The sequence below is a fragment of the bacterium genome (assembly GCA_035559435.1).
In the GTDB taxonomy this organism is placed as follows: Bacteria; Zixibacteria; MSB-5A5; order WJJR01; family WJJR01; genus JACQFV01.
Map to the genome: position 1 here is coordinate 17,085 of DATMBC010000071.1, position 11,907 is coordinate 28,991.

Annotated in this window: 13 protein-coding genes and 1 pseudogene; 4 read left to right on the plus strand and 10 right to left on the minus strand. The window is 63.0% G+C overall.

The annotated features are described in order from the left end of the window. Window positions 1-347 precede the first annotated feature (347 nt). Together VNN55_08700 and VNN55_08705 are read left to right on the plus strand one after the other, a co-directional pair. Entirely contained in the window at window positions 348-875 is a 528-nt protein-coding gene (locus tag VNN55_08700; protein ID HWO57629.1) for a GspH/FimT family pseudopilin, read from the plus strand. 584 nt (window positions 876-1,459) lie between these two features. Beyond that, complete coding sequence (locus VNN55_08705) at window positions 1,460-2,377, plus strand: amidohydrolase family protein (protein HWO57630.1); 918 nt, start codon at window positions 1,460-1,462, stop codon at window positions 2,375-2,377. A 199-nt stretch (window positions 2,378-2,576) separates the two neighbouring features. On the opposite strand, the pseudogene VNN55_08710 reads toward VNN55_08705, so the two are convergent. The 5 genes and pseudogenes from VNN55_08710 to VNN55_08730 form a co-directional block, all read right to left on the minus strand. Continuing rightward, a pseudogene (locus VNN55_08710) lies at window positions 2,577-2,708 on the minus strand (hypothetical protein). A 9-nt stretch (window positions 2,709-2,717) separates the two neighbouring features. Then, the gene (locus VNN55_08715; GenBank protein ID HWO57631.1) at window positions 2,718-3,137 is read right to left on the minus strand and encodes a DUF1801 domain-containing protein; all 420 of its coding nucleotides are present in this window, start codon (window positions 3,135-3,137) and stop codon (window positions 2,718-2,720) included. A gap of 55 nt (window positions 3,138-3,192) precedes the next feature. Further along, window positions 3,193-3,882 (minus strand): O-methyltransferase, encoded by a 690-nt coding sequence (locus VNN55_08720; GenBank protein ID HWO57632.1) that lies wholly within the window; start codon window positions 3,880-3,882, stop codon window positions 3,193-3,195. Window positions 3,883-4,105: 223 nt separating this feature from the next. Next, on the minus strand, window positions 4,106-4,438 hold the full coding sequence (locus VNN55_08725) for a DUF4342 domain-containing protein (GenBank protein ID HWO57633.1): 333 nt from the start codon (window positions 4,436-4,438) through the stop codon (window positions 4,106-4,108). Between the two features lie 83 nt (window positions 4,439-4,521). Further along, complete coding sequence (locus tag VNN55_08730; protein HWO57634.1) at window positions 4,522-5,643, minus strand: geranylgeranyl reductase family protein; 1,122 nt, start codon at window positions 5,641-5,643, stop codon at window positions 4,522-4,524. A 229-nt stretch (window positions 5,644-5,872) separates the two neighbouring features. On the opposite strand from VNN55_08730, the gene VNN55_08735 reads away from it, so the two are divergent. Together VNN55_08735 and VNN55_08740 are read left to right on the plus strand one after the other, a co-directional pair. Beyond that, a complete protein-coding gene (locus VNN55_08735) occupies window positions 5,873-6,550 on the plus strand; it encodes a hypothetical protein (protein ID HWO57635.1) in 678 nt (225 codons plus the stop codon). Window positions 6,551-7,143: 593 nt separating this feature from the next. Beyond that, window positions 7,144-7,413: a hypothetical protein gene (locus VNN55_08740; GenBank protein ID HWO57636.1), complete on the plus strand. Its 270-nt coding sequence runs from the start codon at window positions 7,144-7,146 to the stop codon at window positions 7,411-7,413. Between the two features lie 119 nt (window positions 7,414-7,532). On the opposite strand, the gene VNN55_08745 is transcribed toward VNN55_08740, so the two are convergent. The 5 genes from VNN55_08745 to VNN55_08765 form a co-directional block, all read right to left on the minus strand. Beyond that, window positions 7,533-8,249 (minus strand): DUF4386 domain-containing protein, encoded by a 717-nt coding sequence (locus VNN55_08745; GenBank protein ID HWO57637.1) that lies wholly within the window; start codon window positions 8,247-8,249, stop codon window positions 7,533-7,535. Between the two features lie 221 nt (window positions 8,250-8,470). Beyond that, entirely contained in the window at window positions 8,471-8,968 is a 498-nt protein-coding gene (locus VNN55_08750) for a DinB family protein (GenBank protein HWO57638.1), read from the minus strand. A 261-nt stretch (window positions 8,969-9,229) separates the two neighbouring features. Beyond that, window positions 9,230-10,105, minus strand: a complete 876-nt coding sequence (locus VNN55_08755; GenBank protein ID HWO57639.1) for a DUF1801 domain-containing protein — start codon at window positions 10,103-10,105, stop codon at window positions 9,230-9,232. A 36-nt stretch (window positions 10,106-10,141) separates the two neighbouring features. Then, window positions 10,142-11,122, minus strand: a complete 981-nt coding sequence (locus VNN55_08760; GenBank protein ID HWO57640.1) for a hypothetical protein — start codon at window positions 11,120-11,122, stop codon at window positions 10,142-10,144. A gap of 322 nt (window positions 11,123-11,444) precedes the next feature. After that, the gene (locus VNN55_08765; protein ID HWO57641.1) at window positions 11,445-11,813 is read right to left on the minus strand and encodes a VOC family protein; all 369 of its coding nucleotides are present in this window, start codon (window positions 11,811-11,813) and stop codon (window positions 11,445-11,447) included. Window positions 11,814-11,907: the final 94 nt, after the last annotated feature.

Below are 11,907 nucleotides of genomic sequence, written 5' to 3' on the forward strand. Positions count from 1 at the left end.
CATCCGGTGAAGTTGGCCCACAGGCCAAGTCAGGTCAATGACGCTCTCCATGGCCGCCATCCGCGTTGACTTACGCGACAGTGGAAAAGACGCCCCCGCGGCCATCAGCGTTAGCGTGACTGATCCAACCTGTGGGGTCCGTCCCATACTCCGACGCCCCTCGACGGCCCCCTCGGGCAGGAATAGGCCGGGCAGGGGGGACAGGGGGGAGAACCGCCGGCTTAAGCATCGCTGTCCCAAGGCATTCCGTTCGTGCGTTGAAGGGCCCCCTGCCCGCGGTCTGTGGCATGGGGGTTGCATGTTAGCCGGGGGCGGAGAAGTCACCCAAGTCGGAGAGGATAACGGCCATGAATTCATTGAACAGGCGCATCAACGATCAGCGGGGCATCTCGATCATGGAGATGATGATAGTCGTGGTCATGATAGGAATTCTGGCGTCGCTGGCCGTCCCCTCGTTCCTGGAACAGATGCCGCGGCTGGAGACCAAGTCGCAGGTGCGCGAACTGGTCGGCAAACTGCGCGAGGCGCGCTCGCTGGCGGTCGCCCACAAGACGCCGGCCGGGATCTGCTTCGACGGGTCCGCCAACACCTGGACCGTCTTTCTGGACAACAACCCGCAGAATGCCACGCACAACACCGGCGACTCGGTGCTGGCGACCGGATCGCTGGGCGGACGCGTGGTGATGACATCGAACACTTTCAGCAACCATGATGTGATCTTCAATCCGGACGGCTCCTGCCTCGAGTCCGGCGTCGTCTGGCTGGCGGCCGAGGATGCCAGCACCGGATATACCATCGATGTGCTCGCCTCGACCGGACGGGTCAAACTGGTCGAAGGATACGTCTCCGCCAGCCGCAGCATCCTGACGCAGTAACCCCTGGCATCATAGGGTCGGGTTCGGCCGCCATCCTCGGATGCCGGCCTTCTTTTTCCCCGTCGCCACAAACGGAACAAGGGCGGCCTTGACGACCGCCCCTATTCGTTCACCCACGGTACCAACCACCACCCGGAGAGGGAGGGTGCAACGCTTGCCCCCACAAGACCAGTCTTCCGGAAAACGCAGACGGGGATCTGCGCTCCCGGCGAAAGATTTAGCAAATTGAAGGCCGCGCCCGTACTATAAAGTTGTCAATCAATCGAGAGGCAATACCTGCTGTTCTCACAGAGGGTTAGCGCGTCAGTCCGCAGGGAACCAGAGCGTCTGTGAAGTGGGTTCACGATCTGGGAGTCAGAAAGTCATGGGATTTCCCTACAGGCTCTCGGGAGTTAGCGCAGCCGCTCCCGGCCGATCACTTCCGAGAATATACATTATGTCAGATTATCCGCAGCCCGTAACGGGTAACCAAGGATTGACGCTAAATACTGGCGGCACTCGCAGTTGGGTCTTGCCATCCACTGCCGTCGCGACGATTTTCGGAAAACGCTCTGCTCTATACGGCGGATTGGGGGTCTGCTTTCATGGAAGTTGTTGACGCGCATATACATTTCATCTCGCACAACTATCTGCGTCTTCTCACTCAGCAACGTGAGCACTACAGCGACCTGGAAACATTCATCGCCGAACAGGCCCAGCGCCATCACTTCGAGCCCCCGCCCCAGGACCCGGTCCGTTTGGCCGACCGCTGGGTCATCGAGCTGGACCGTCACAACGTTACCCGCGCCACCGTCATTTCGATGATCCCCGGCGATGAGGTCTCGGTGGGCGCGGCGTTGCGTGTCTATCCCGACCGGTTCATCGGGGTCGCCACGGTCAATCCGTATCTGCCGGTGGCCGAGGAACTGGTCGAGCACGCCGCCACTGAATGGGGTTTTCGCGGAATCATGCTGTATCCGTCGATGACCCGTTGTTCGGTGGCCTCGGAGCGGCTGTATCCAATCTATCGCGTCGCCCGCAAGCACCATATGGTGGTCTACGTCCACATGGGCCGGTTGCGGCTGGCGGCCCGGCGCTGGTGGGGCTTGCCCGATGTCTATGACTGGCGCTATGCCAACCCGGCTGACCTGCATCAGCCGGCGACGGATTTCCCGACCCTGCCGTTTGTTGTACTGAGTTTCGGCAGCGGCACCCTGCCGCAGTTGCTGAAACTCGGCCTGCAGTGCCCGAATGTGTATGTCGACACATCGTCCTCGAACAACTGGCTTTTGGATCAATCGGAATTCCGCGATCTGCAGCATGCCTTTGAAAAGACGCTGGAGGTGTTCGGTCCCGGACGGGTCCTGTTCGGGAGCGATTCCGATTTCTTCCCGCGCGGGTGGCGTCTGCCGGTCTTCAACGAACAGCGCGAGATTCTCGAGCGGCTGCGACTGTCGGACCATGCCCGTGAGGCGATTCTGGGCGGTAATCTGCGCTCGCTGTTCGGTCTGGACACCGCGTAATCGATCGGTCTTGCTCAATCCTTGACCAAGGTCAGGGCCACCCCCGCCAACGCTGTGGATTCCCCGCCTCCGCGCGAACAGCAGCATCGTCATAGTGAGAAGGCCCGATCTGCTGCAGGCAGACCGGGCCGACGAAGCACTCTCTTTTTAACCGCGGGCAACCGGTGTCCCGTCGCCGTTGCCTGCGTCTCCCCTGCTTCTAATCCTCCGCCACGAGCGCAAACTCGGTTTTCGGCGCGCCGCAATTCGGGCATTGGTCGGGCAGGGGCTGGCCGAGGTCGGGCCACATTTCACCGCAGACCAGACACCGCCACATGATTTCCATCTCGCCCATTCGCGCTTACGCCTTCGCTTTCTTCTTCATCCGTGAAACACTCTCGCGGATCAGGGTTTTCAACGACGGCAGGTGAATATCCGCCAGGCGCTTCACATAGAGGCAGCCCTTGCCGCTTTTGTATTTGCCGAGGGTCGCCAGCGCCTTCGAATCGCCCTCGAGACAGCCGGTGATATAGAAGCTGATCTCGGTTTTGCGGGGCGAAAATCCGGTCAGGAACCAGTCGCCCTCGCGTCCGCTGGCGTACTTGTAACGGTAGTCGCCGAAGCCGATGATCGATGAGCCCCACATCTTCGGTTCCGACTTCGTGATCTGACGCATGATGTCCACCAGCGCCAGGCAGTCGGCGCGTGTCTGCTCGTCGGCGATGCCGTTGAGGAACTTCGCGACACTGGCGTCGGTCTTTTTGGTTTTCAGTTCGGCCATGCTGTCTCCGTATGGCAAACGTCGTTGAGCGGTTGCGCTTTCGCGGTTGGACCTCTCAGGGCGCCAGAATGATCGTCAGACCATCGTAACCTTTTACGCCGACAGTCTGCATGGTGCTGGCGGTCAGGCCGCGTTCCCGAAGGATTTCATGGAGCCGCCGGACGCCGCGCACGCGCGGGTCGTCGTTGTTCGGATCGGCGAGCGCTCCGCCGCGGACGACATTGTCGACGATGATCAGTGCGCCCGGGCGGGCCAGGCGCAGCGACGCGTCGAGGTAGCCCGGGATGCTCTCCTTGTCGGCGTCGACGAAGATCAGATCAAACGGTCCCTCCCCCTGCACGGCCAATCGCGCCAGACCCTCGAGTGCGGGGCCGAGACGCACCTCGACACGATCGCCCAGTCCGGCGCGCGCCAGGTTGGCGGTGGCGATGGCAGCATGTTTGGCATCGATTTCCAACGTGACCATACGTCCACCGTCCGGCAGGGCGCGCCCCAGCCAGATGGCGCTGTACCCGCCCAAGGTGCCGATCTCGAGAATCCGCCGCGCGCCGATGGCCCGTGCCAGCAGATGCAGGAGGCGTCCCTGCATCGGCGACACACCGATCGCCGGGAGTCCAGCCGCGGCGCTGTCCTGCAAGGCGGCATCAAGCGCCTGATCCGACGGCGCCAGCATGCCCTCCAGATAGCGGTCGACGGCGGTCCAGAGATCGTGGGTGGCCTCGGGCGGTGATTGATGGAGTTCCATCGGGGTGGGGTGTCTCCGCTCTAAGTTGATCAGACGGGCATCAGAGTCGCTTTAACTACGCAGGAAACCGCAGCAAGATCATCCACTTTCTCGCTCTTCGCCACCTTATCTGCCGGGCCACCAGTTACGCCAGAGCCATCAAAAGCCGGGAGGAACAGCCCTTGCGGTTACGAGGGCGACAACGGCACGTACCGCGGGGCGGGCCAAGCTCCCCCTTCGTCGGTCAAGCGGCGGCCTGCGGATCCCCGCCCGGGGTTTCCTTCTCGACCACCACCGTCAATTCCGTGGCGATCGCCCCCAAAGCGACAAGGATGGACACAATCGGCGCCACGAGGATGCCGACCGCGCCGATGGCCCCGGCGGCCAGCGCCGGCAAATCGACCAGGACTTTGCCGTCCTTGTTCTTGACGATCACCCGGCGGATCTTGCCTTCGGCGCGCACCTTTTCAAAGACTTTCCTCAGTTCCTCGCCGACCTGCTCGGCGGCGTCCTTGAAGCCCGCCTTCAATTCGCTGCCGCTGATTTTGAATTCTTCCTGACGTGACGTCTCGGTCATGGCACACCTCGCGGTTGACTGTTCCAATAATCTGTCGGTATCGGATCGGGCCGCACAAGTCAAACCGGCCGGGCGGCCGTGTCCTAAACGAGCCGCAGTCGGCGGGCGACCGCCCAGGCCAGATACTTCTTGTACGTGAGTTTGCCTTCGACGACCGCGGCGAATCGCTGCGCCGCCGCCGGATCGCCGCAGAATGTCTGTCGGAAGAAGCGCGGCGCCGTATGAAACAGTCGCGCCATGCGCAGCGAGTCGCGCAGTTCCGGCAGGATCGACACGGCGCAGCGACGACGGTAATCGCGCCCGGCCTCATCGTCGGTGGAGCGCAGCAGTGACAGTGCCGCCAGTTGTCCGGAGTGGATGGCGTGGGTGATGCCCTCGCCGGTGAACGCATCGACAAACCCCGCCGCGTCCCCGGCGGCGAGGATCCGTCCGCGGTCCAGGACGCGTCGGAAGCCGCCCACCGGCAGCGGATGCCCCCGCGGCGCGATCAAGGCGGCCGGGAGTCTCAGGTGATTCCAAAAGTCGCGATAGTGCGCGCGCAACGAGCCCGCCGATGCGCGTCGTCCTCCGATGCCCACAACCAGATACGGCCCATGATGCAGCACCCAGCCGTAGCCATACGGAATCCGGCCGAATTCGAGCCGTGCGGTCCCCGGCATAACCTCCAATGGCGCGGCGTATTCGACCGGCAAACGTTGCTCGAGGGCAACGCCGAATCGCCCGGGCGGGTCGGGAGCGCGGAGCGCACGAATCAGGCCTGAGTTCGCGCCGGCGCAGAGGATCACGCCGCCGGCCCAGACCGCTCCGGCGGTCGTCATCAGATTGATCCCGGCGCCGTCGCGCTGGACGGCGGTAACCTTGGCCGTCAGCAGCGCCGCCCCGGCCGATTCGGCCGCCGCGATCAGATGCGCATCAAAGATTGCGCGATCGACAAAGACACCCAGTCCCTCCGGCGCCACGTAGCGGACGCCCCGGGTTCCGTCGCGCAAGTCGACCGTATCGAAGCGGTGTTCAATGACATCCTCGCCGAGCGGGAACTCCAGCATGCGCAGGGCGCGATGGGCCACCCAGCCGCCGCAGAGCTTTGGGCGCGGCAGCGGCTGCTTCTCGATGATCACCGCACGCGCGCCTCCCCGCACGGCCGAAAGCGCCGCGCTCGCGCCGGCGGGCCCGGCTCCGATGATGGCGATGTCGTATCGGTTCATACGTCTACCCGTGGCGCAAGATACTCCACGCGACCGGATGATGCCGTAGACGAATCATCCGCCATGCGCGGATGGAACGCATGCAATCGCATTTGCCAGAAGTCGATACGGGAGTTCGTTCAATGTCTGCTTTAGGATGGGCACTTTTCCGCCGCCGAATTGTAAAAGAAATATCCGTCCATCTGGCAGCCCGCATCAATCCTGTTCCATATCCGGAAGGAGGACGACCATGACGTGCAAGGCACTCTCACTATCGTCGGTGATGCTCGCATTGGCCATGATCGCGGCCGGCTGCGGCGGTGGCACCGAACAAACCGCGAGCGCCCCCGGGCAGACGCAATCGGCGACCCAATCCAAACCCAAATCCAGCGCGGTGCAAACTGTCAGCGTTCCATCGGGGACGATGCTCACTGTGGCGCTGGATCAGCAACTGCGCACCGACACGCACAAAAGCGGCGACGCCTTCAGCGCCCGCACCACCGAGGCGCTAATGGTTGATCGCCTGACGGTCTTCCCCGCCGGCGCAATGGTGCAGGGTCGGCTGGAGAATGTCGAGGAGCCGCATCGCACGGCTGGCAAGGCGAAGATGACTCTGGTCTTTGAATCGATCACCGACGCCAGGGGCAAGACCTACGCCATTGAGGCCCGGAAGATTGTCCTCGAAGGCGAGGGCGACAAGATCAGCGACGAGGAGAAAATCGCCGGCGGCGCGGTCATCGGCGGCATCATCGGCGCGCTCACCAGCAAGGACAAAGCGAAGGGCGCGGCGACCGGCGCGGTGGTCGGAGGCGCGGCCGGCGGCGCGATTGCGCTGGCCACCAAGGGGCAGCAGCTCGAACTGCCCGCAGGTCAGCGGTTCGCCGTCGAACTGATGCGCTCGTTCGATGCGCAGGTCGCGGCCAGATAAGTCACCATGATCGCTTGTTGTGCGAGACTGCCCTCCATGCGCGGGGGGGCAGTCTCTTTTCCGGACTCCAGTACTCGCATTGCGAGGCGGGTTTTCACGCGGCCGGGTTGGCAACGATGCGTGTCCGAACCAGCGCCCTGACCAGACATGCCGTCAGGGGTCTGGCGGCGGTAAAGTGGATTGATCCTTCCCGTTGGAGTAGCCCACAGCAGATCGGCATGAGCACGCATCGCCTTCGGGCTCATTACAAAGGCACGGCAGTGGTTGGCAATGGGGCACAGGCACCAATCCCGCCATTCAGATTGAGGGTCGGAATCCGGAATTCTCCATTCTCTTATTCGTTGTAGACCGCCGGAGGCCCGTCCGGGTTCACAAACTCCCAAGACTGGCGCGTCGGATCTCTTTGCCAAAACGACAGATAGCGAGACAGATGCCGTCGGGAGGGAAAAGCGAAAAAAAATTGCGCCCGATGGAACCGGTAAAACCAGACAGCTTTATATACACATGCGAGCCGCCGGCAGGGCGCCGGCGGGAGCAGCAGTACTCTGGCCCTCCATTGGAGGAGGCCACTTCAACGTTAAGGAGGTTGTGGTATGACCAGCACCACGGCAACTACTGCGGCCTTCAGTGTCGAGGTCGCGCACTTCTCGGACATCGATCGTCCCGGTGTCTGGGTGGACCAGAATGACGGGAAGCTGTATCGCATCTTCCCGGGTTCGCTTCAACCGGGGCACTCGCCGTTGATCGACGTTCCCACGGCCCGCAACCTAATCCTGGTGGACGCGGATCCGGCGGCGCTGTACGAGAAGGTACGGATGGTCTGCTCCAACCACAACATTCGCGTCCAGCCCTACGAGCCCTGAGGCAATCGTAGGTTAGATCGGATTGGCATCGTACGGCCCCGCGCGCCCATCGCGCCGGGGCCGTGCGATTTGCGGCTCAAGAGCCGCTTCCACGTTCGAATGGTTGAGCGATTTGCCGCTCAAGAACCGCTTCTACGATCTGATGGTTGAGTGTCCGGCCGGGTTGGTCGGAATCCAACGTAGAGGAGGCCGACGGTGAGCGCCACCTCGCCGAGCAGGATCGGGAAGGCGTATTTGGAGAGAAGCGTCCCCGCCGTCGGCGCGAAGATGCCGAGGAACGACAGGATCATATAGGCAAGCCCGTTCAGGATCAGCCAGATGCCCAGAAACCGCGGCAGGAATCCCGACCGATAGACCAAAGCGCCCAACGGCAACAGCCACAGCCCCCAACTGAACTCGGAGAGGATCGCACTTTTGCCCACCAGGTGCAGGCAGAGGGCCGCCATGATCTCCCGCTGTGCCGGATCGAGCGTGGCCAAAAACCCTTCCCCGTGCGCCATCTCCAACGCGCCGAATTGCAACAGCAGAGTGACCAGCCCCTGCGGCAAGTGGACGAGGACCACCAGCGCCATCAACGCCGCCAACACATGATGCACATGCTTCAGCAACTGGTAGAGCAGCAGCGCCACCAGCATGAACACCACCATCGAGACCTGCCCGACCACCAGGTCGATCCGCAACATCGTCGCATGGTCGAGGATACTCTCGGTCGTCGCGGCGGCATCTCCGGGGACGATCACGGCGCCGCGGACATACATGAGACTGAACACCCCGCCGATGACAAGCAGCAGGTATAACACCCCGGCCAGCCGTGCGATTTGCTTCGTTGAGTCCATCAGGTCCCCGCAGGTTGGAGTTGGACCTCATACGGCGTCCCCGGTGGACATGTTTCGTTTGCGTAGGGGATATTGACAGTCGACGTCCGCTGATCCGGCGCGGATTGGAGACACCGAGCGTTCGACACTGCGCAGGGAAGCCGCCGGCGTCATCGTCATCCCAAGTCGGCGGCTCCCGGCCGTCTTGGAATCGTTGGCGCTCTCCCCCGCCGGTCGGGCGCTCACGTCTTGCGCATCCACACACCCCAGGTCACCGGCCCGGCCACTTCATCGCTGACCGGCGTGCCCGCCAGCTTCAGCGCCAGCTTGATCTGACCGTGGTGGTATCCCTCATGCCAGATCATGTGCTGCAGCAGCAGGATCGGGTGATCGTAGTGCATCGCCATGGCCTGCTGTGCCTCCACCCGCCCGCGGACCGCCTCACGCACCGCCGCGGCGCTTTCCGCCAGCATCCGCGCGATCCGTTCCACATCGGTGTCATGCACCCACTCGTTCGCGGGCAGTTCGCGCGCGCATTCGGGCGCGTCCTCGGCCACAAACACCAGTCGCACATAATGCATGTGGGTGAACAATTCCGCCACCGTCGGCCCCTCCACCGTCGCCCGCGCCGCCAAGCCGCCCGTCGGAATTGCCCGCAGCAGATTGACCAGGATTCGATTGTTACGGTCCCAGGAGTCGAGAAGGAGGTCGAGCAGATGGTCGGGGGATGGGGTTGGCATGGGCTGCTCCTCTCGGCTCATTTCGTTGGCCAAGGCCCGTGGTGTGGAAACTCGGCATGGGGTGGAGACGGCTTTGTGTCGCCCTTACAGGGCTTTCTCTGTGTGTCTGGCCAACCCAGGGCTCACGCCCTGGGCCAAGGTACTTTCACGCCTCCGGGGTTCTGACGTGAGGGATCTATTCCCTGTGCGCATTACGGTCTGTGACCTTTCGCCCCTGTGTCAATTCGAAGCATCAGAAGCGTACGCCATGTGCGTCCGCCCCTATGCCCCCCAGCCCGGCAGGGCGGCGGCTTGCTTGATCCAGGCGGTCAACTGGGCGTCATCGAAATCGTCCTCGTGGATGTCGATCCAGCGTGCTTCGGGGCCTGAGCCGCCGGGCGGGACCGGTTGCAGCGATGCGCCCCGGAAGAAGGTCACCTTGACATAGCGCGTGAAGACATGAAACGACAGAAACCAGCCCTGCCCGGCAATGCCATAGAACGGGGAGTTCCACCGTACCGCCTTGCGCACGCCGGGGACATGACGATCGATGAGGGCATCGAGACGCCTACCGATCTCGCGCTTCCAGCCAGGCATGGCGGCGATATAGGCGCGCACCGGCGCGGCGCCGTCGGCTTTGGCGATCTGCGGATTGCCGCCCGTGAGCAGGCGCGGCCGCTTCACGGTGCGTTGAGACTTCGTTTTCTCGAGCGTCAATTGTGAGTTGGCGGCCAACGCCGCTTTCACCAGCGCCTTGAAAGCGCGCGCATCGACCCTCTCCCCTTCGCGGATATCGATCGCCCGGCGTGCATTGCCATCCAGACTGGCGTTGAACAAGCCGGCCGGGTCGGGGAGACTGGCGCCGCGCGCAAACGTCAGCTTGACGACCTGCTTGTAGGTCTCGCCGGTGCAGACGATCCCGTGATGCGACCAGACAGGCACGCCCATCGGGTTGCTGGGCTTCTTCCACTTTCGCTCTTCGATCATCTCCGGGTCGGCCGCGAGGATCAGCGCCCGCATGCGAGCCAGAGTCTCCTCGCGCCAATCCCCGCGGACGGCGGCCTTCCTGCCGGTCCGTCTGGCGTCAGTTTTCCCTGCGACAGTCGCCGTCCTCTTGTGAGACTTGCCAGCCATTGTGCTCTCCCCGGCGAATACCATTACACCAAGATGGTGCGTGCAAAGAGCGCACACGCCCTACTTCTGCCAGAGGCCGAACTGCAGATCGCCGAGGAAATAGATCGCCCAGGTGCCGGTGTCGCCCTGTTGGGTCGGACCATAGGCGACCACGCCGCCGGCCGCCTCGGCGTCCTTGATGGCCTTGGCGATGTCGGCAACTTCCAGATAGGTGCGGATGATCGGTTGCTCATGCTCGGCCAGCGGCGCGCGCACGCCGATCAAACTCCCGTCGGCCGCCTTCGCTACCCGCGCCGCGCCGAGATCGGCCACCGGCGGACCGAAGGACAATCGATGAACCCGCTCCAGCGCCGCGCACTGAGCGGCAACGTCACGGCAAACGATCTCCAGATAATGGACACGCATATTCGACTCTCCCCTCTGTGCCGGCCCTACGTCCTCCCGGATGGCGCGCAACTTTGTCCACACTTCGGCGGTCTCCGGCTGCGACGACGCGCAAATGAAGACACAGTTCCCGACGGGCATGACGGAGCGCCAGACCTGAATCTCCATCCGCAGGGTCTGTTCCCTGCCGGTGGTGAATGGCTCGATCCATTTCAATTTACCGTTGTAGGCCGTGACCTCTTCGCCGCCGGCGCGCTTTTGCGGCGGCGTCGCGGCGTCGACAACAGACATTGTGAACCGGGTCACGTCGAGGACCTTCCCTTTGGACTCGGCCACCGCCTGGGCCAGCCCGCGGTAGTAGGTCAAAAGCTGGGTCTCCAGCGTGTGTGCATCGGTCGGCTGGTCTCCCGGCAACCAGAAAAGCAGCGCATAGGAGAAGAACGTCGCGGAGTCGGCGTTCATCCATCCCGGCGCAAAGCGCAATTCTTCGAGGCCGCTCCACTTCATGTCCGGCGCAAACGACGGCGGCAGCGGTATTGTCTCTTTCGCCCAGCCATCCGGTGTGGGCACAGCAAAAGGCAATTCCGCCGCCTCCTGCGCAAACGCCGCAGCGGCGAGGAGCATGCTGGCAAACAGGACACTGATTCGTGGCTTCATCTATCCATTCCAGACGGGTGGCCCTGACCTTCGTCAGGGCAGGCCTGAGTCACTTGCCGGGTGCCCCTCCGCTCGCGGTGGGAGTCCTTGGATGCGGGAATCTACAACGGAACCGCCTGAACCTGCAATGGCGCTTCTCCTAGTCCCTGATCGGCGTTCAAACTCGAACACTCCTAATCCGATGGAGCGGCAACCAACTCGCGCTCGGCCGGATTTATGGTGGCAGTCCGTATGGTGCGCGCGCTCTTTGCACGTACCGCTTTCTGTGCGCAAACTTCGTCGCGGACGGCGTGATGGTTTCAGCATCCTCGCGGGCGTCGAATTACCGGGCGCGTTCCTGGATGAAGCGGATGCAATTGCCGTCTGGATCCTTCACATACATCTCGCGGTTCCCCCAGGACTGATCGACGGGTCCCGAATCAATCACGACATTCCTGGCGAGCAGTTCTTTGTGCATCGCATCGACGTTTTCGACCGCCAGGTAAACCACGCCGCCAGACACGCCATCGCCCGGGAAGGACGACAGGTGCAGCCACACGCCCTCGCGCTCGATGACCATGTAACAGGGGTCGGCGCCCGCAAGATCGGGACGCATGGCCTGCCGCAACCGGAAACCCAGCTGGTGGCAGTAGAACTGTTCCGCTGCGGCGGAGCCGCTGACATGCAGGACGGGCACAACGTACTTCAGCACACGTCTCTCGATTCTGATTCCACTGATGGCGGGGTGGCCCTGATGCGCTTTCTCGCAGGATCAGGGCCTGCTCAGGACCTTCCTGTCACGCCGA